The sequence below is a fragment of the Mycobacterium sp. genome, assembly GCF_032159775.1.
Classification (GTDB): domain Bacteria; phylum Actinomycetota; class Actinomycetes; order Mycobacteriales; family Mycobacteriaceae; genus Mycobacterium.
Genome location: NZ_JAVHWK010000205.1, coordinates 1 through 18920, shown reverse-complemented (window position 1 = coordinate 18920; position 18920 = coordinate 1). Strand labels below are relative to the sequence as shown.

The following is an 18920-nucleotide window of genomic DNA, read 5'->3' as shown; positions in this document are numbered from 1 at the left end:
CGGGAGTGCGCGTCAGGTGGCTGGCGCGAGGCTATCGGCGTCGACGCCAAGTACTTCCGCGATCGCGTTGGCGGTCACCGGACCCGCGCGAAGGATGCGCGGTTGTTCGTCGGTGAGATCGACGATCGTGGAGGCCGCCTGCTGTTGGGACGGTCCCCCGTCGAGGTAGACGGCGACGAGATCGCCGAGTTGGTCTCGCGCGTCCTGCGCGGTGACCGCCGCGGGTCGCCCGGAGATGTTCGCGCTCGACACGGCCATCGGACCGACTTCGCGCAACACCTCGATGGCGACCGGATGCAACGGCATCCGCAGCATCACGGTGCCCGCCGCATCACCGAGGTCCCATTGCAGCGACGGGGCCTGCTGGACGACCAGGCTCAAGGCGCCGGGCCAGAACGCACGAATCAGCTCGCGCGCGGCATCCGGCACGGTGTACACCAGGCCCTCGATGGTGTGCCAGGACCCGACCAGCACGGGAACCGGCATGTTGCGGCCGCGGCCCTTGGCCGACAGCAGCGCGGCGACCGCGGCGTTGTCGAAGGCGTCGGCGCCGATCCCGTAGACGGTGTCGGTGGGCAGCACGACGAGCCGCCCACCCTTGACCGCGCTGACGGCCGACGCGATTCCGGTCGCGCGCGCACCGGCGTCGGCACAGTCGAAGATCTCAGTCATTCTGCCTCGACTTCCCTCTGGCGTGTCGCGGTGACGAACCGGGGTCGACCTGCCAGGTCCCGGTTGGCCGTCACGTCGACGAAACAGCCGATTGCGGTGAACGCTTCGACAGTGGCCGCCGATGTGGTGTCGTCATGCTCGACCGCGCAGCGACCGCCGGGCTTGAGCCAGCGGCCCGCCACCTCGGCGATGGCGTTGATGACCATCATCCCGTCAGGCCCACCGAACAATGCATGCGGCGGATCGTGCTGCGCGACTTCGGGTTCGAGTGTTGCCCCGTCGGGGATGTACGGCGGGTTGGCGACCAGGAGGTCAACCTGTCCATCCAGTTCCGGTAATTGGCTGTTGTCGGTGACGTCCGCCCGCACCAGTTCGACGTGCGAACCTTCGACGTTTCGGTACGCGTAGTCCAGCGCTTCGTCGGAGTCGTCGACGGCGATGACACGTGCGTCGGGCCAGAACCTCGAAAGGGCCAGCGCCAGTGCACCTGTGCCCGTGCACAGGTCGACGAGCAGAGGGCGCGGCGGAAGATTTTGCGCCGAGGCCCATTCCAACAGGCCTTCGGTTTCCGGTCGCGGGATGAACACTCCGGGACCGACGGAAACGGTCACCGGACCCAGAGCGGCGGAACCGACGATGTGCTGCAACGGGACTCGACGCACACGAGCGGCAATAAGAGCGGCGTAGCGATCGCAGAAGCCTTCGTCGACCTCCCCGAGTACCGCCAATCTCCCCCGACTCGTGCCCGCGGCGTACGCGGCTAGTTCCTCGGCGTCGGCCCGCGGTGATCCGACTCCCGCCGTGGCGAGTTCGGCGGCGGCGCCGTCGATCCGGCGCCGCAGCCGCGCGCTCGTCTTGGGAGTCATGCCTGCTGCTGCAGCCGCGACTGTTTGTCGGCGGCCGCCAGGGCGTCCAACAACGCGTCCATGTCACCGTCGAGGACCTGATCGAGGTTGTGCGCCTTGAAGTTGATGCGATGGTCGGCGATGCGGTTCTCGGGGTAGTTGTACGTCCGGATCCGTTCGCTGCGGTCGACGGTGCGGATCTGGCTGGCCCGGTCGGCCGAAGCGTCCGCTTGCGCCTGTTCCTCGGCGAGCGCCTGCAGCCGTGCGGCAAGCACATGCATGGCGCGGATTTTGTTCTGCAGCTGGCTGCGCTCGTTCTGGCAGGTGACGACTATTCCGGTGGGCAAGTGGGTGATGCGGACCGCGGAGTCGGTGGTGTTGACACCCTGGCCGCCTTTGCCCGATGACCGGTACACGTCGATGCGCAGGTCTGATTCGTCGATCTGGACCGCCTCCACCTCTTCAGGTTCCGGATAGACCAGAACACCCGCCGCAGAGGTGTGCACCCGGCCCTGCGACTCGGTCACCGGGACACGCTGCACGCGGTGTACGCCGCCCTCGAACTTCAACCGCGACCAGACACCGTCGGCGGAATCGCCTTTGCTTCTGATCGAAAGCGTGGCGTCCTTGTAGCCGCCGAGATCGGAGGTGGTCTCGCCGAGCATCGTCACCGTCCAGCCATGCCGCTCGGCATAGCGGAGATACATGCGTGCGAGATCGGCGGCGAACAGCGCGGACTCTTCGCCACCTTCGCCGGACTTCACCTCGAGCAGAATGTCGTCCGCGTCATGTGGGTCGCGTGGAGCGAGCAGGTCGGTCAGGTGAGTGTCGAGTTCGTCGACCGTCTTGGCGAGCTCAGTCACCTCGGCTGCGAACGAGTCATCGTCATCGGCCAGTTCGCGGGCGGTATCCAGATCGCCGCGGGCAGTTTCCAGCTTGCGATAGGTCGACACGATGGGCGCCAGCTGGGCAAAACGCCTGCCGACCTTGCGGGCCTTGTCCGCATCGGAGTGCAGGTCGGGATCGGAGAGCTGACGCTCGAGGTCGGCGTGCTCGGAGAGGATGGCGTCGATGGCCGGCGCGGTGTCCGTCATGTCGCCCTCCTCGCGTTGTCCCTAGCGGTCCGGCGGGTTTTCTCGCAGAACGCGAAGCGACGCCCGGCCTGCGCATGTGCGACAGATCGGGCGTCGTTCGGTCAGCTAGTTGTCGGCGGCCTTGTCGGCGCCGCTGGCCTTGCGCTTGCCGTAGCGCTTCTCGAAGCGGGCCACGCGGCCGCCACTGTCGAGAATCTTCTGCTTGCCCGTGTAGAACGGGTGGCACTGCGAGCAGACCTCGACGTGGATCTGTCCGCTCTTCTTGGTGCTGCGCGTGGTGAACGTGTTACCGCAGCCGCAGTGCACGGTCGTCTCGCTGTAGTCAGGGTGAATGCCTGATTTCATGGTGTCCTCTTCATTCGTTGGCCGCCGGGTCGCCCTTGCCTTACCTGGAGCTTTGGAGCGTGAACCGGAACCGAAGGTCAGCGGCCCATTATGCCAGGTCAACCGCTAGTAGCCTAAACGCGCCGACGGGGACGGCTATTCCACGGGCAATCCGGCTCGTCGGCCCGACAGCGTCATCACGATGTCCTGAATCGGTCCGCGCACCACGTTCCCGTCGCCGACGCTGAAATCCGCATCGGTCGCGGTGAAGGTGACGTTCGGGAACCGCTTGCGCGCATTGAACGGAAAACCCATCTTCCAGAGCCGCTCGGCCGCGATCACCGCGGCTGGAACGGGCATGGTCCGCGGCAGGCCGAGGGGCACCGCAATGTCTTGCCCGTGCACCAGCACGTCCGCCAGGGGATCGGCCACTGCTGTGCCGGGTGGCCTGCGGCGACCGCCGACCATCGCCCGCAGAGCCGCGGTGATCTCTTCCGGTTTGCGCTGGTCGTCGCGGCCCAGGCGCAGTGTCAACGCGTTGAATCGAAAGCCGGATCGCAGGAGCTCGAACGACAGCCGCCCCCAATTCGTCGATGACTGGGTGATGTGGGCGGCCGCCTGCCGCACTGTCCATCCCGGTCACAACGACGGCGTTTCCCACTGCTCGGGCGTCAGGGTGTCCAGAAAATCGGCGAGGTCGGCACGTTGCTGGTCGATGTAGGCCCAGATCTGCGAGTTGTCCATGTCCGCCCTCCGATTTAGTAAGTCTTCCTGACGAATATAGACAGGAATCCATACTAAATCAACCTATACTCGAGGAATGGGTGACGAACCGAACTCCGCGCTGCTGATGTTCGTCGCGCATCGCGCCGCCGAAGCCCGAGTGTTCGACGCGGTGCGGGCAGCCGGCTTCGACGACCTGACCCTTGCCCAGAGCCGCATCGGTCAACGGCTGAGCCGCGATGGGATTCGTATTACCGACCTTGCCGAGCAGGCGGGGGTGACCAAGCAGACCGCGGGCGCGCTGGTCGACGAGCTGGAGGCCAACGGCTACGTCGAACGCAAACCCGATCCGGCCGACGCCCGCGCCCGCCTTGTCGTGCTGACCGACCGGGGCGAAAAGCTCTGCGCCACAGCGGCTGCCGAGATCACCAAGGTTGAGGCCGAGTGGCGAAGGCACCTGGGCCCGAAAGCCTACGACGAATTGCGTGCCGCGCTGGTGTCGCTGCGCGACGTCACCGATCCGTACCGCTGACCGTCGCGCTTCCACAACAACCCACCCGGCGGTGTTGTGCCGTAAGAGACCAGCTCCCGCTTGAGGATCTTGTTGGTCGCCGTCGACGGCAGGTCGTCGGCGATCCAGACGTAGCGCGGCCACGCCTTCGGCGACAGGTCGGCCTGGCCGCCGATAAACTCCTCGAATGCCTCGGGTGTCAGTGTCGCGCCGTCGCGCAGCACTAGGGCTGCCATCACCTGATCGCCGACCGACTCATCTGAAACCGGGTACACCGCAACGCGGCTGACCTCGGGAAGCCGAATCAGGATTCGCTCGATCGGTGCGGCGGCGAGATTTTCGCCGTCGACCCGCATCCAGTCGGCCGTACGGCCCGCGAAATAGATCCAGCCGTCGGCGTCGCGGTAGGCCAGATCGCCCGACCAGTACATGCCGTGGCGCAACCGGTGATCCGTTGCTCCCTCGTCCTTGTAGTAGCCGCGGAACAACCCGCCGCCGGAGGTGTTGACCAGCTCCCCGACGGCCGCCTCGCGGTTGACCAGATCGCCACTATCGTCGAAAGCCGCAACCTCGCACTCCTGCACTGTCTCAGGGTCATAGATGGCGACCCCCGGAAAGCCCTTCCCGAGCGAGCCCTCCGGGCAGCCCTCCTCGCGCGTGATGATGACGGCGTTCTCGGTCGACCCGAACCCGTCCCACACGGTGCAGTCGAAACGCCGTGCGAACTCGGCGATGTCCCGGTCGCTGGCCTCGTTGCCGAACGCGACGCGCAGCGGGTTGTCGTGATCATCGGGCTTTTCCGGGGTGGACAGGATGTAGGCGAGCGGTTTTCCGACGTAGTTCATGAACGTGACGCCGTAACGGCGAATGTCGTCGAGGAAGCGGGAGACGGTGAACACCGCGGGCACGATCGCCGCCCCGGTCACCATCGCAACGCCCCAGCCCGCGTAAATGGAGTTGGAGTGGAACAGCGGCATCGATACATAGCAGACATCGGATGAGCTGACCGAATACCGTTGCGCCAGCGAGCTTCCCGCGAAGATCGGCATCATGTGCTGGACCTGGACCGCCTTCGGGTCGCCACTGGTTCCCGAGGTGAAGATCATCACGAAAGTGTCGTCGGGACCCACCTCGCGATGCGGCGTCAAGTCCCGCGGTTCGGCGGTGAGCGAGGCCCATTCGTCACTAGAGGTGTCCAGCACCCGGACACCCGGCAGCCCGAGACCGTCGAGCAGATCTCGGTGCCCGGCGTCGGTGATCAGTATCTGGCAATCGACGAGGGCGATGTCGCGCGCCAGACTTTCGCCGCGTCGGGTGTTGTTGACGCAGCACAGCACATAGCCACCGAGTGCCGCGGCAGCCATGGCGGTCAACATGTCAGGACCGTTGGCGAGCAGCACGCCGACGTGCAGTTGCCGGTCGGAATCGGCGATACCGATGATCGCGGCGGCCTGGGCGCGTGCCTCGCCGACGTGTTCGCGCCACGTCCACGTGCGGTCGCCGTACTTGATCGCGATGGTGTCCTGCTCGGAACGCTCACGCAGCAACTGCTGCAGGGTGTCCGCCATGACTCACCTCGGTCCGTGCATCCGGTAAACAGATTCGCGGATCTGTCTACCACCCGCTGTCTGGTCGGTAGTATCCGCCTGCCAGTTGGCAGTAGCGCTGATCGTGCCCGAACAGGCGACGCGATGACGAGAGGAGGACCCGGTGACGAGCAGCACGGCTGCCAAAAGCGTCCGCGATCGGTTGATCGATGCGGCCGAAGGATGCCTGCGCGCCAAGGGAATTCGGGCTACGACGGTCTCCGAGGTTGCTGAGGCTGCGCTGGTGTCGCGCGGCTGGCTCTATCGGCATTTTCCGGACAAGGCGTCATTGCTCGGAGCGGCGATCGTCCGGCTCAACGAGGCGTGGTGGTCAGAAGTACACGCGATGCTCGAGCCTCTGTCCGGCATCGATCAGCAGATCGCCAAGGGAGTGGTCAATGCCCGCACCGCCTACGACGACCCCGGCTCGCTGTTGATGCGGCTGCGGATGGACGAACCCGAGGAATTCGCCGCGTGCGCAGGCGCCGGCGTGCAAGGCCTGGTGCCTGACCTCGCCGCGTTCTGGCGCCGATATGTCGCCGCAGCGGTCCGCAGCGGCGAGATCCACCCCGATACCCACGTCGACGAAGCGTCGGAATGGGTGGCCCGCGTGGTCATCTCGCTGGTCACCGTTCCCGGCGACACGCTGGACCCGAGCAATCCGGACCAGGTGCGCGCGCATGTACGGCGCTACGTGATTCCGGGCCTGACGGCCGACCCGGCGCAGACGAAAACTTAGTCGTTGTCCATCGAGCCCGGCGTGGTCTTGGAGACCTGCACCAGGAACTCGTAGTTCGTCTTCGTCTTACGTAGCTGGCTCATCAGCAGGTCGATGGCCTGATGGGAATCCAGCCCCGACAGCACACGGCGCAGCTTGTGCACGACGCCAAACTCATCGGTCGAGAGCAGCAGCTCGTCCTTGCGGGTGCCCGACGGGTTGACGTCGACCGCCGGGAACACCCGACGCTCGGAGATCTTGCGGTCGAGCTTGAGCTCGGCGTTGCCCGTGCCCTTGAACTCTTCGAAGATCACCGTGTCGCCCGTGGACCCGGTCTCGACCATCGCGGTCGCGATGATCGTCAGCGAGCCGCCATGTTCGATGTTGCGTGCCGCGCCGAGGAACCGCTTCGGCGGATACAGCGCGGTGGAGTCGACACCACCGGACAGGATGCGACCCGAAGCGGGCGACGCGTTGTTGTACGCGCGGCCGAGGCGGGTGATCGAGTCGAGCAGCACGATGACGTCCTTGCCCTGTTCGACGAGGCGCTTGGCCCGCTCGATGGCCAATTCGGCGGCCTGGGTGTGATCCGACGGCGGCCGGTCGAAGGTGGAGGCGATGACCTCACCCTTCACCGAGCGCTGCATGTCGGTGACCTCCTCGGGCCGCTCATCGACGAGGACGACCATCAGGTGGCATTCCGGGTTGTTCTGGGTGACGCCGTTCGCGATGTCCTGCAGGATCGTGGTCTTGCCCGCCTTGGGCGGCGACACGATCAGCGCACGCTGGCCTTTGCCGATCGGCATGATCAGGTCGATGACGCGCGTGGTCAGGCGGTCTGGAGTGGTCTCCAGACGCAACCGCTGGTTGGGATACAGCGGGGTCAGCTTGGTGAAGTCGGGACGGTTCCTGGCGTCCTCGACCGGGCCACCATTGACGGTGTCCAACCGGACCAGCGGGTTGAACTTCTGGCGTGGATTCTGACCGCCGCCTTCCCCCTCTTTGGGAACACGGACCGCGCCGGTGATGGCGTCGCCGCGGCGCAGGCCATTCTTACGAACCATGTTCATCGACACGTAAACGTCGTTCGGTCCCGCGAGGTAACCCGAGGTACGGACGAACGCGTAGTTGTCGAGCACGTCGAGGATGCCCGCGACGGGCTGGACGACATCGTCGTCGCGAAGCTCGGTCTCGCCGCCACCGCCGCCGTCACCGCCGCCTTGACGGTCGCCGCGGCGCCTGCGGTCGCGGAAACGCCTGCCGCGACGTCCGCCGCGGTCGTCATCGTCGTTGTTGTTGTTCGCGTTGTTGTTGGCGTTGTTGTTGTTGCGATTCTGCTGGTTGCCCTGCTGATCGCCGCCCTGCTGGTCACCGCCGTCCTGCTTGCTGTCCGGCTTGGTGTCCTGCTGGTTCTTGTTCCTGTTAGCGCTCTTCTCCGAGTCGGCGCCGTCCTTGGCGTTCTGGCCGCCATCCTGCTTGTTCTTATCGCCGGCAGTGCCTGCGTCACGGGAGGCGGCTCGCCGCTCACGACGCTGCGCAGCCTGTTGCCCGCCTGCATTGGCCTGCGCGCCGCCGTCGGTTGCGGCGTCCGAGGGCGCTGAACCGCCGTCGTTGCGGGCGGTGTCGGCCTTCGGGGCCTCGGTGGAGTTGTCCACCGACTCACCGCGGCTCTCACGGATCGCGGCGATGAGTTCGCCTTTCCGCATCCCGGAGGCACCCTTGACGCCGACCGAGTTGGCCAGTGCCCGCAGTTCGGGCAGCACCATGCTCGACAACGACCCCTTCGAGGCATCAGTCGTGACGTCGGCCTTGCGGGCCGGTTCGGCATCCGCCTTGGGCGCCGGGTCGGAATCAGCCTTGCCGGCCGCATTCGGTTCCGGTGTCGGCTGGTGTGTCACGTCAGGCTTCTCAGGAGATGAGAATTCTGTGTTCACGGTGTTTGGCAGTTCAGCCTGTTCGGCGCTGTCGCCGGCCGTGACAAGGTCCGTTTCAGTCAACGGATTTCCTTTCTTTCCCTCGGTGATCACGTCACGAGGGTTTCGTTGCACTCAGCCAAATGGCTGACTGCGAAGCTGCCACCGTCGCACCTGCAACGGTGATTGCCGGGATCCGCGGCGGTAAGGCTAACCGTCATCCACGAGAAGAATTGGTGTGTCCTGGTGTCGGCGCAGGCGAAAACCATACGATTGCTGGACGAAAGCGAGAATAGCCCGCATCGGTGCAGGAAGCAAGAAACTCGCTGATTCGTGTGTGACAGCTGTCAACTCCGTACGGCCACGCCTGAGGCCCATCGAACGCCGTCGCCGACGGACATCTCACTGACGGTGAATCCATTCGCGGCGCCGAACTCGAGGACCTCTGCGGGGAGTTCCGACTGAGTGCTCAGACCGATAACCGCAGGCCCAGCCCCTGAAAGCACCGCTGCAACGCCACAACGCCGCATCAGCATCAGATATTCCGCGGATGCTCGCATGGCAATCGCCCGATGGCGTTGATGCAGCACGTCCTCGGTGGCGTCCATCAGCAGGTCAGGGCGTTCGGTGAGGGCGACGACCAGCAGCGCGGCGCGGCTCACATTGAACCGCGCGTCGACATGGCTGACCGATCGGGGCAACAGCACGCGGGTCTCTGCCGTCAGGGAGCGCTGCTCGGGGATGGCGGCAAAAAGGCGGATGTCGGAGTGTATCTGCAGCGGGGCAGCGCCGTAGCGCGGCCCGGTCGCGCCGGTCGACGTCCACGACACCACTCCTCCGCCGAGAACGGCGGCGGCGGCGTTGTCAGGATGACCCTCGAACTCCGATGCCCGCTGGATCAACTCCGCTTCCGACATCGGTCTCTGATCGGATTGTGCGACAAGGCCATTGACGGCTGCCAGTCCCCCGACCACTGCGGCAGCAGATGAACCAAGCCCCCGTGACTGCGGAATACTGTTGCGGCAGTGAACGTTCAGACCCGCAACGGTGGCGCCAACGGCGCGCAAGCCATGCTGGATGGCCCGCACGACGAGATGTGTCGAGTCCAGCGGCACCTGCCCTGCGCCCTCACCCTCCACTTCGACGGTGAGACCGGACTCGGTTGTCTCGACGACGATCTCGTCATAAAGGCTGAGCGCGAGGCCGAGGCTGTCGAATCCAGGGCCGAGATTGGCGCTGGAGGCCGCGACGACACTGGTCGCCGTCAATCCGGCAGGCAGAGTTTGGCTCACCGGATCCCCGTCAGGCCAGTCCGAGTTCTGCGACGACGACGCCTGCGTCGACCGGAACCGGTGTGACCGTCGGCATGTCCTTGAGCGCGGTGTCGGGGTCTTTGAGGCCGTTGCCGGTCACGGTGCACACCACGGTGGAACCCCTGGCCACCCAGCCGTCCTCGACGGACTTGAGCAGGCCGGCGATGCTGGCCGCCGACGCCGGCTCAACGAACACTCCCTCGCTTGCGGCGACCAGGCGATAGGCAGCCAGAATCTCGTCGTCGGTCGCGGCAATGAAGCGGCCGCCGGACTGCTGTTGGGCCTCGACGGCCGAGATCCAGGACGCGGGTGCGCCGATCCGGATCGCGGTGGCGATGGTTTCTGGCGACTTGACGGGCTCGCCGAGAACCAGGGGTGCTGCGCCCGCTGCCTGCGTCCCCAGCATTCGCGGCAGCCGGTCAGACAGCCCGTCCCGGTGGTATTCGGTGTAGCCCTTCCAATACGCGGTGATGTTGCCTGCGTTGCCGACCGGCAAGGAGTGCACATCGGGTGCTGCGCCGAGAACGTCGACGATCTCGAAGGCCGCGGTCTTCTGACCCTCAATGCGGTACGGGTTCACGGAGTTCACCAGTGCGACCGTCGGGTAGTCGGTGGCGAGTTTGCGGGCGAGCTCGAGGCAGTCGTCGAAGTTGCCGTCGATCTGCAGGATCTTCGCGCCGTGCATGACCGCCTGGGCGAGCTTGCCCATCGCGATCTTGCCCTGCGGGATCAGCACCGCACAGGTGATGCCGGCACGCGCGGCGTACGCCGACGCCGACGCCGACGTGTTACCAGTTGACGCGCACAACACGACCTGCTGGCCACGGGCCACTGACTCGGTGACAGCGACCGTCATGCCCCGGTCCTTGAAGGAGCCTGTCGGGTTCAGGCCCTCGACCTTCAAATGCACTGTGCAGCCGGTCTGTTCGGAGAGCCGCTTGGCGTGGATCAGCGGCGTACCGCCCTCCAGAAGGGTGATCGGGTTCCAGTTGTCCTCGACCGGCAGTCGGTCGCGGTAGGCGGCGATCAGGCCGGGCCACGACTTGTGCACCGGCTCGGCGCGGGTGTCGCTCATTCGCTGGTTCCCTCGAGCCGCAGCACGCTGGCCACTTCCTGCACGACGTCGAGATCGGCGAGCGCGGCGACGGTGTCCGACAGCGCCGCGTCGGTCGCCTCGTGGGTCACCACCACGATCCGGGCACCGCAACGCTGGCCACCTTCGTCGACCACGCCCTCCTGGCGTACCTCGGCGATGCTGACCTCGCGTTTGCCGAATTCGGCTGCGACGGCGGACAGTACGCCGGGTCGGTCGGCGACGTTCATGCTGACGTAGTAGCGAGTGGGGATGAAGCCGATCGGCGAGATGGGGAGCTTCGCGTATTTCGACTCACGGGGCCCACGCCCGCCCTGCACCCGGTTGCGCGCGGCCATCACGAGATCTCCCATCACAGCCGACGCCGTCGGCGCTCCCCCGGCACCCTGCCCGTAGAACATCAACCGGCCAGCCGCCTCGGCCTCCACCACAACGGCGTTGAAAGCTCCATTGACCGAGGCGAGGGGATGCGTCAGCGGCACCAGCGCCGGATACACGCGCGCCGAGATGCGTTGCTGTCCTTCGTCGTTGGTGAGGCGCTCGCAGATGGACAGGAGCTTGATCGTGCAGCCAAGTGCCCGCGCGGTGGCGAAGTCGGCGGGGGTCACCTTGGTGATGCCCTCGCGGTAGACGTCGTCCGTGGTCACCCGCGTATGGAAGGCGATGGACGCCAGGATGGCGGCCTTGGCCGCCGCGTCGTATCCCTCGACATCAGCGGTCGGGTCAGCCTCGGCGTAGCCGAGCGCGCTCGCGTCGGCCAGTGCCGCCGAATACTCGGCACCCGTGCTGTCCATCTCCGAAAGGATGTAGTTGGTTGTGCCGTTGACGATTCCGGCGACCCGCAGAACCGTGTCGCCCGCGAGGGACTGCGTGAGCGGGCGAATGACGGGAATGGCACCGGCGACCGCGGCCTCGAAGTAGAGATCGACGTGGGCGTGCTCGGCGGCCTGCGCCAGCTCGCCGGTGGACTGCGCCATCAACGCCTTGTTGGCGGTCACGACGGACTTGCCCTTCTCGAGGGCGGACAGGATCGCCTTGCGGGCGGGTTCGACCGGACCCATCACCTCGACGACGACGTCGACGTCGTCGCGGGACACCAACTCTTCGATGTCGTTGGTGAGGAGGTCGACTGACACGCCACGGTCGTCGGCGACCCGTCGCACACCGACGCCGCGAAGCACGAGCGGTGCACCGATGCGAGCGGTCAGATCCTCGGCGCTCTCCTCGATGATGCGGACAACCTGACTGCCCACATTCCCGAGGCCCAATACGGCTACGCCGACAGCTTTTTGGTTCATCAACTACCTCACTTCCAGACTGAGCAGATCGTCGACCGTCTCCCGGCGCAGGATCAGGCGGGCCCGCCCGTCGCGCACAGCCACCACCGCGGGGCGGCCGATCAGGTTGTAACGACTCGACATGGAATAGCAGTACGCACCGGTGGCCGCGACGCCCAGCAGATCGCCGGGTGAGACGTCGTCGGCGACCCACGCGTCACGCACGACGATATCGCCGCTTTCACAATGCTTTCCGACAACACGGCCCAGCGTCGGCGCCGCATCGCTGGTTCGGGAGATCAGGCGCACGTCGTATTCCGCACCATAGAGCGATGTCCTGATGTTGTCGCTCATGCCGCCGTCGACGCTGACGTAGCGGCGGTGCGCGGACGGACTGACGGCCACATCCTTGACGGTGCCGACCCGGTACACGGTGATGGTGCCTGGGCCCGCAATGGCCCGCCCCGGCTCGACCACCAGCCGCGGGGTGGGCAGGCCGACCGCGGCCGACTCGTTGTGCACGATCGCGCCGAGCTTGGCCGCGAGGTCCTCGACCGGGGGCGGATCATCCTGGGGCACATACGAGATACCCAGTCCCCCGCCGAGGTCGACGGTCGACATCTGCGCGGTCTTGTCGACACCGAATTCGGCGACCACGTCGCGCAGCAGGCCGATCACCCGGTGGGCCGCGATCTCGAAGCCCGCGACGTCGAAGATCTGCGAACCGATGTGGCTGTGCAGTCCGACCAGTCGTAGGTGATCGGTCTCGAACACCCGGCGTACGGCGGCCATCGCGGCTCCACTGGCCAACGACAATCCGAACTTCTGGTCCTCGTGAGCGGTCGAGATGAACTCATGCGTATGGGCCTCGACGCCCACGGTGACGCGTACCAGTACGTCCTGCACGACACCCGCCGCGGCGGCGATGTCCTCGAGCCGCTCGATCTCGGTCATCGAATCCAGCACGACGTGGCCGACGCCGGCCTTGACCGCCGCCGACAGCTCATCGACGGACTTGTTGTTGCCGTGCAGCGCGATGCGCTCCGCAGGAAAGTCTGCGTGCAACGCGACGGCGAGTTCGCCGCCACTGGCCACGTCGAGCGACAGACCTTCCTCGTTCACCCAGCGGGCGACTTCGGTGCACAGGAACGCCTTGGCCGCGTAACGGACGTTCTCGCCCCCGCCGAACGCAGCGGCGATCTCGCGGCAGCGCGACCGGAAGTCGTCCTCGTCGATGACGAAGACGGGCGTGCCGAACTCCTCGGCGATGTCCGTCACCTTCACCCCGGCGATGGACGCAACACCGTCGTCGCCGCGAACGGTGTTGCGCGGCCAGACGTTCGGCGCGAGCATCAGCAGCTGATCGGATGACTGTGGACGAAGAGGGGTGCCTGCTAGGTGATTTTCTTCGGCGTGCCGAGGTCCGGCGGGATGGGCCATTACATCCGCTCCGGTGCGGTGACGCCGAGAATGCCGAGCCCGTTCTCGATGACCTGGCGGGTGGCCTGGCACAGCGCCAGCCGTGCGGTGTTGAGCTCGCTGGGCTCCTCGTCGCCCTGCGGTAGCACCCGGCAGGAATCGTAAAACCGGTGGTAGTCGCCGGCCAGGTCCTCCAGATAACGCGAGACCCGGTGCGGCTCACGCAACGAGGCAGCGGTTTCCAACACACGCGGGAACTCGCCGATGTTGCGAATCAGCGTGCCCTCCTTCTCGTGCGTGAGCAGCTCGAGATGCGAGGTGTCCGCGACCAGGCCCAGTTCGGCGGCATTGCGCGCCAGCGCGGAGAGCCGGGCGTGCGCGTATTGCACGTAATACACCGGGTTTTCGCTGGATGCCGATGACCACAACGCCAAATCGATGTCGATGGGCGAATCAACCGATGACCGGATCAATGAATACCTGGCGGCGTCGACGCCGATGGCCTCGACGAGATCGTCGAGCGTGATGACCGTGCCCGCCCGCTTGCTCATCCGGACCGGCTGGCCGTCACGGACCAGGTTTACCATCTGGCCGATCAGCACCTCGACCGTGGCGGGGTCTTCGCCGAGAGACGCCGCGATCGCCTTCAGACGCGAGATGTAACCGTGGTGGTCGGCACCGAGCATGTAGATGCACAGGTCGAATCCGCGTGCCCGCTTGTCGAGGTAATAGGCGATGTCGGCGGCGACATAGGCCGGGTTGCCGTCACTCTTGATGACGACGCGGTCCTTGTCGTCACCGAAATCGGTGGTACGCAACCACGTTGCGCCGTCCTTCTCATAGATCTTGCCCACGTCACGCAGCCGGGCGATGGCCTGGTCGACGCGACCGCTGGTATGCATCGAGTCTTCGTGGGTGTAGACGTCGAAGTCGGTGCCGAAGTCGTGCAGGGACTGCTTGATGTGGTTGAACATCAAGTCAACGCCGATCGACCGGAACGTCTCGCGCATCTGCTCGTCGGGGTGGTTCAGCGCGTCGGGCTCTTTGGCGAGCACCTGGTCTGCGATGTCTGCGATGTAGTCGCCGGCATAACCGTCGTCGGGTGTGGGTTCGCCCTTCGCCGCGGCGATCAACGAGTTGGTGAACCGGTCAATCTGGGCGCCGTGGTCGTTGAAGTAGTACTCCCGAACGACCTGCGCGCCCTGCGTGGACAGCAGCCGTCCCAGCGCGTCCCCGACGGCCGACCAGCGGGTGCCGCCGATGTGGATCGGACCGGTCGGGTTGGCGGAGACGAACTCGAGGTTGATGTTCGTCCCGCCCAGCGCGTCGGAATGCCCGTAGGTCCTACCCGCAGCGATGACGTTGTCGACGATGACGCCCTGGGCGTTTGCATCGAGCCGAAGGTTGACGAAGCCGGGTCCGGCCACCCCGGCCGAGGCGATGCCGTCAGCCTCGGTGAGCGCGGTCGCCAGCCATCCCGCCAGCTCACGCGGGTTTGCGCCGACCTTTTTGGCGAGCTGCAATGCGAGATTGGTCGCGTAATCGCCATGCTCGGGATTTCGCGGCCGCTCGACGGTGACCGTCGCAGGCAGCGCCGACGCATCGAGGTCATGCTCGGCCAGCACCGCGGCGGCGATGGACTTGAGCAGCTCGGCCAGGTCGGCGGGGGTCACGAGGGTCCATCCTATGGTCTCGGGTGGTCAGGCCCCGAATCGTTAAACGCAGACGTCGATGCGCTAATCTGTGCACGCCCATTGGCGCAGTCAGTCCGCGTGCGCCCCCGTAGCTCAGGGGATAGAGCGTCCGCCTCCGGAGCGGAAGGCCGCAGGTTCGAATCCTGCCGGGGGCACTCATCTTCGGACCACATCACAAATGGGGATGGTTGCGTGTTTGGCGACTTCCCGACCGCACCCCGTCGAGCAGACATGCGCCTGTGGCGTACTAGCTGCGTCACCGGGTTCCTGGCAACGCTCTAAATACATTCTGTATCCGCGGCTCATGTGGTCTGGGGCGTTGTTATTGCCGTGCGGAGATGTCATTACTGAAGGCAACAAATGATTTGCGCAGTGCTTTGACGTCCGCATACATGTCGAAACGGTCGTCAATGGCCTGTAAAGGCAGATGGCGTCGCCTTTGTTGCAGCGCGAAGTGTCAGAGACCGCAATATTTGCTGTCGCTCGAAACCGCAAATAATTGCCCTGAACAATTAAGACTTGTTTGCGGGCTGACATCCACATAACACTCGATGCGATCTTGAAGCAGGCCCAAGAATCGAGCTGTGCCGAGTATGAGCAAATTTCCGGAACCTGATAGGAGCCTGTGGCCGACCCAAGATTTGCCCGAATCGCACGACGCGAACAATTAGTCGCTCGCGGCCGACTGCGGCAGTAGGCCGATGAACTGCGGTTTTATCGATAGGCAGCGCTACGAAAGGGTTCGGCTCTCTTGTCGCTCATGTACGCCGTCAGGCATCGGCGAGACCTCACCTTTCACCCGGCTAATTGAAATCGCAACTAGTCTGCCGAATTCGCGTTTTTAGTGACCAGCGACGAGAAAGTGGTGTTACGTTTGCTAGTGGGCAATATTGGGTCTATCTAATCAAAGGGGGAATTACATGCCCAAGCATAGGAAAGAGGCGGCGCGAGGTCTGCGCTTGCCTGTCGTACCACTCATGGGCGGACTCGCACTTGCAGGCGGCGCCGCTCTGTTGCTGTCCGGACCGGGCGGTACGTCGCCTCTCGCGTCGGTGAGTTCGAGCATCGACCAGCCGAAGACGCTCGAATACGACGTCTCGCTGGTGAACACGGAGTTCGCGACGGGGCCACTGTGTTTCGCACAGCCCAACTGCAACATCTTCGGGCTTGGCGCTAACGCAGCACCGAGCTTCGTCGGTTCCGGCAGTACTTTCGCATCGATCGCTTTTGCGGCGCCCTCACAAATAGCGGGCAGTTTGACCGGCGGGGCAGGTCTGTTTGGTAACGGCGCAGCCGGCACGAATGCCTACGTCGACCCAGTAACCGGCAACGTAGTTCAGGCGACGGCCGGAAAGAGCGGCGGCTTGCTCTTCGGCAATGGCGGCCAGGGCGGAAAAGGCCTAGACGCCGGCTACTACCGCGACACGAACGGTGACAACGTCATCAATTCGAGCGACCAGTACTACGAGGCCACCGCGGGCGCGAACGGCGGGAATGCCGGTTTCTTCGGCAACGGCGGCCTCGGCGGCGCCGGCGGATCGGAAATCAACGCCGTGGACAACCCGGCCATCACGGCAGATAACGACGCCCAAGGTAAAGCCGGCGGTGCCGGCGGCCGGGGCGGTTTGTTTGGTGGCCTTGGCGGCGGTGGTGGTGCCGGCGGCGGCGCACAAACAAGCGTCGGCGACGCAGATGGCGGAGACGCCGGCGACGGCGGCTTCGGGCTCAACGGCGGCGGCCTCGGCGGCCTCGGCGGCTTCGCGGCTGCGACTGGAATCGGTACCAATTCAGGTGAAGCGAACGCTGGCGACGGCGGCGACGGCGGCGGTGCTGCCTTCGGTAACGGTGGCGCAGGGCGCGCCGGCGGTGACGCGTACTCCGCGGGCGCCGATGCCTACGGCGGTCTCGGAGGTAATGGCGGCGACACGGTCGTCGGCGACGGTGGTGCCGGTGCCAACGGCGGATACGGCCATGCCATAAACGGAGCCGCCCACTCGGGCAGTGGTGGAGACGGCGGAAACGTGTTCGGCAACGGCAATGGCGGCCAAGCCGGTAACGCCGGGCCGGCCCAGGTATCGGGCACAGGAACGCCGTCCGGCGGCGAAGGCGGTCTCGGCGGCAGCGGACGGGGCTTCTTCCGCAACGGTGGTAAGGGCGGCAACGGCGGCAGCGCCACCCGAGGCGCGTTCGACGCGAATAATCCGGGCGCCGGCGTCCCGGCTGGTCCTGGTGGCCCCGGCGGCGACGGTGGCCATGCTGGTCCCGGCGGCACGCCTGGAGCTGGCGGCACCGGAGGTGCCGGCACACCGAATGGCGCCCCCGGCGCCAGCGGCTAAGAACTGTCGGACAAGTAACCGAGCGAACAGCCCGGGGCTCTCAGGAGTCCCGGGCTGTTCTGTCTTCACAAGGAATTATTGCGTTCTCACGGGTCCTACACGACACGCCCAGCGATGGCCATGGCCGGCGCGACAGACGAACTCGTACACGTCGGCACGCATGAATTCATATCTGGGCCTTGCTTATCGACGATGTGCTCCTGACGACAAGTGCGGTCGCTGGTGAGGGCCGCCGACTTACCCGGTGACATAGGTCACTCGGTCCAACATGCAGGCGGTGAGCACCGCCCGAATCGCCCGATCGCACGGAACGTATTGGTCTGCAGTTGATTCCAGATCGCGGAGTTCGGGCGCAGTGAGCGGTTTCACACCCGCCACAGCAAGTTCTTAGGAACATATAGGTCCCCTTTGGTCCTCCAATCTAGTAGGGCTATTGCCCTGCTCAGAAAAGTGAATCTCGTTGGTTGAAGGAGGAGTTGAGATGTCAGCTTCAGCCACTGCTCGCGACCCACGGCGCCGGCGCCGATTCGATAAATTTACTGCAACCGACTGATCGACGGTCACTTTACGGCTGACCGCCCGGGGGGATCAGTCGAGCAGCGCGGGCAGTGGGACGTGCATCAAACTGCACGCGGCGCGCAGCATTTCACCCTCCGCCGCTGTAACGGTGCCGTCGTGAAGCACCGGCTCCACCATCGCCTCGACGAGCGCCTGTTTGGCCTTCGGCTCCAACGCGTCCAGCGCAGCCCAGCCGCCGTCGAGCGTCTGCTGCCAGCTGTGCCTGCGCGGGCTGTCTGGCGTGGCCGCATCGCCGTACAACCGTCGCAGCGCACCATGGAACGCACGCGCTGAGGTGTCGGGATCGCCGCCGCTCGCGACCGCAAGCGTGGCAAGGAGCGTCGTCACCACCGGGCGCACGTTCTGTAAGGAGCCGTTGCCCACCTTGCTGCGACGGGACGGGTCGGCCCCGTCCAGCAGGTAGTTCCAGACCAGCCGGGTCAGGCAGTACTCGAACATCGTCACCGTCCCGTCGGCGACGGCGAGATCGTTCAGCGCTGCGACCAACGCATCCTGGTCATGACGGGAATGCGCCGCTAGCTGGGGAAGAGCTAGTCCGACGAACGGCATGCGCAGCTTTTGAGGCAACGTCGCCATCTGCGTCGCGAGAGCGGCCACGTCTCGCGCCTGCGCCGGCCCCATCCGCGCAACGACCGAGGCGAGTTGGCGGGCTTGTAGCGTCTCGCCGGGCGGCGCCAAAAGAAAGGCGATCACCGCCGCAGGCGCCGTCGTCGGCTGGGTGGCGAGCTGTCGGATGTCGTCGGGCAGCCGCGCATGCAGGGCGGCACCGTATTTCAGATCGGCCGGGCCGAAGGTGCCTGCGCGGGCGACGACCTGCTCTGCG

General features: G+C 65.6%; 15 protein-coding genes, 1 tRNA gene and 1 pseudogene. 4 read left to right on the top strand and 13 right to left on the bottom strand.

The window, feature by feature from the left end; translation table 11 throughout:
• Positions 1-12: 12 nt before the first annotated feature.
• The 5 genes from QOJ24_RS26120 to QOJ24_RS26100 form a co-directional block, all read right to left on the bottom strand.
• Complete coding sequence (locus QOJ24_RS26120) at positions 13-672, bottom strand: L-threonylcarbamoyladenylate synthase (protein WP_526266416.1); 660 nt, start codon at positions 670-672, stop codon at positions 13-15.
• A complete protein-coding gene (gene prmC, locus QOJ24_RS26115; RefSeq protein WP_526266414.1) occupies positions 669-1538 on the bottom strand; it encodes a peptide chain release factor N(5)-glutamine methyltransferase in 870 nt (289 codons plus the stop codon). Before prmC ends, QOJ24_RS26120 begins: the two co-directional genes overlap by 4 nt.
• Positions 1535-2611, bottom strand: coding sequence for a peptide chain release factor 1 (gene prfA / locus QOJ24_RS26110; RefSeq protein ID WP_526266412.1), 1077 nt, complete (start codon positions 2609-2611; stop codon positions 1535-1537). Before prfA ends, prmC begins: the two co-directional genes overlap by 4 nt.
• Before the next feature lie 105 nt (positions 2612-2716).
• Positions 2717-2956: a 50S ribosomal protein L31 gene (rpmE, locus tag QOJ24_RS26105; protein ID WP_526266411.1), complete on the bottom strand. Its 240-nt coding sequence runs from the start codon at positions 2954-2956 to the stop codon at positions 2717-2719.
• Between the two features lie 135 nt (positions 2957-3091).
• Entirely contained in the window at positions 3092-3562 is a 471-nt protein-coding gene (locus tag QOJ24_RS26100; protein WP_526266409.1) for a maleylpyruvate isomerase family mycothiol-dependent enzyme, read from the bottom strand.
• A 193-nt stretch (positions 3563-3755) separates the two neighbouring features.
• Here QOJ24_RS26100 and QOJ24_RS26095 point away from each other — a divergent pair, with 193 nt between their 5' ends.
• Positions 3756-4190, top strand: coding sequence for a MarR family winged helix-turn-helix transcriptional regulator (locus QOJ24_RS26095; protein WP_526266407.1), 435 nt, complete (start codon positions 3756-3758; stop codon positions 4188-4190).
• Here the strand turns inward: QOJ24_RS26095 and fadD1 are convergent.
• On the bottom strand, positions 4130-5737 hold the full coding sequence (gene fadD1, locus QOJ24_RS26090; RefSeq protein ID WP_526266405.1) for a fatty-acid--CoA ligase FadD1: 1608 nt from the start codon (positions 5735-5737) through the stop codon (positions 4130-4132). The genes QOJ24_RS26095 and fadD1 overlap by 61 nt on opposite strands.
• 142 nt (positions 5738-5879) lie before the next feature.
• Here fadD1 and QOJ24_RS26085 point away from each other — a divergent pair, with 142 nt between their 5' ends.
• Positions 5880-6494 (top strand): TetR/AcrR family transcriptional regulator, encoded by a 615-nt coding sequence (locus QOJ24_RS26085; protein WP_526266403.1) that lies wholly within the window; start codon positions 5880-5882, stop codon positions 6492-6494.
• On the opposite strand, the gene rho is transcribed toward QOJ24_RS26085, so the two are convergent.
• The 6 genes from rho to argS all read right to left on the bottom strand — a co-directional run bounded on the left by rho (position 6491) and on the right by argS (position 15161).
• Complete coding sequence (gene rho, locus QOJ24_RS26080; protein ID WP_526266401.1) at positions 6491-8371, bottom strand: transcription termination factor Rho; 1881 nt, start codon at positions 8369-8371, stop codon at positions 6491-6493. The two genes, QOJ24_RS26085 and rho, sit on opposite strands and share 4 nt — an antisense overlap.
• Before the next feature lie 362 nt (positions 8372-8733).
• Positions 8734-9678: a homoserine kinase gene (gene thrB, locus QOJ24_RS26075; RefSeq protein ID WP_526266399.1), complete on the bottom strand. Its 945-nt coding sequence runs from the start codon at positions 9676-9678 to the stop codon at positions 8734-8736.
• A 10-nt stretch (positions 9679-9688) separates the two neighbouring features.
• The gene (thrC, locus tag QOJ24_RS26070; RefSeq protein WP_526266397.1) at positions 9689-10774 is read right to left on the bottom strand and encodes a threonine synthase; all 1086 of its coding nucleotides are present in this window, start codon (positions 10772-10774) and stop codon (positions 9689-9691) included.
• Positions 10771-12090 carry a homoserine dehydrogenase gene (locus QOJ24_RS26065; protein ID WP_526266395.1) on the bottom strand — a complete coding sequence of 440 codons (1320 nt, stop codon included), beginning with the start codon at positions 12088-12090 and terminating at the stop codon, positions 10771-10773. Before QOJ24_RS26065 ends, thrC begins: the two co-directional genes overlap by 4 nt.
• Positions 12091-12093: 3 nt before the next feature.
• A complete protein-coding gene (gene lysA / locus QOJ24_RS26060) occupies positions 12094-13509 on the bottom strand; it encodes a diaminopimelate decarboxylase (RefSeq protein WP_526266393.1) in 1416 nt (471 codons plus the stop codon).
• A complete protein-coding gene (argS, locus tag QOJ24_RS26055; RefSeq protein WP_526266392.1) occupies positions 13509-15161 on the bottom strand; it encodes an arginine--tRNA ligase in 1653 nt (550 codons plus the stop codon). The genes lysA and argS overlap by 1 nt, the downstream gene beginning before the upstream one ends.
• Positions 15162-15264: 103 nt before the next feature.
• Between argS and QOJ24_RS26050 the strand changes: the two genes are divergently transcribed.
• Both QOJ24_RS26050 and QOJ24_RS26045 read left to right on the top strand, forming a co-directional pair.
• A tRNA-Arg gene (locus tag QOJ24_RS26050) sits at positions 15265-15337 on the top strand.
• An 822-nt stretch (positions 15338-16159) separates the two neighbouring features.
• Positions 16160-17518: a hypothetical protein gene (locus tag QOJ24_RS26045; RefSeq protein ID WP_526266390.1), complete on the top strand. Its 1359-nt coding sequence runs from the start codon at positions 16160-16162 to the stop codon at positions 17516-17518.
• A gap of 588 nt (positions 17519-18106) precedes the next feature.
• Here QOJ24_RS26045 and QOJ24_RS26040 read toward each other — a convergent pair.
• A pseudogene (locus tag QOJ24_RS26040) lies at positions 18107-18920 on the bottom strand (M48 family metallopeptidase); the annotation flags it as partial.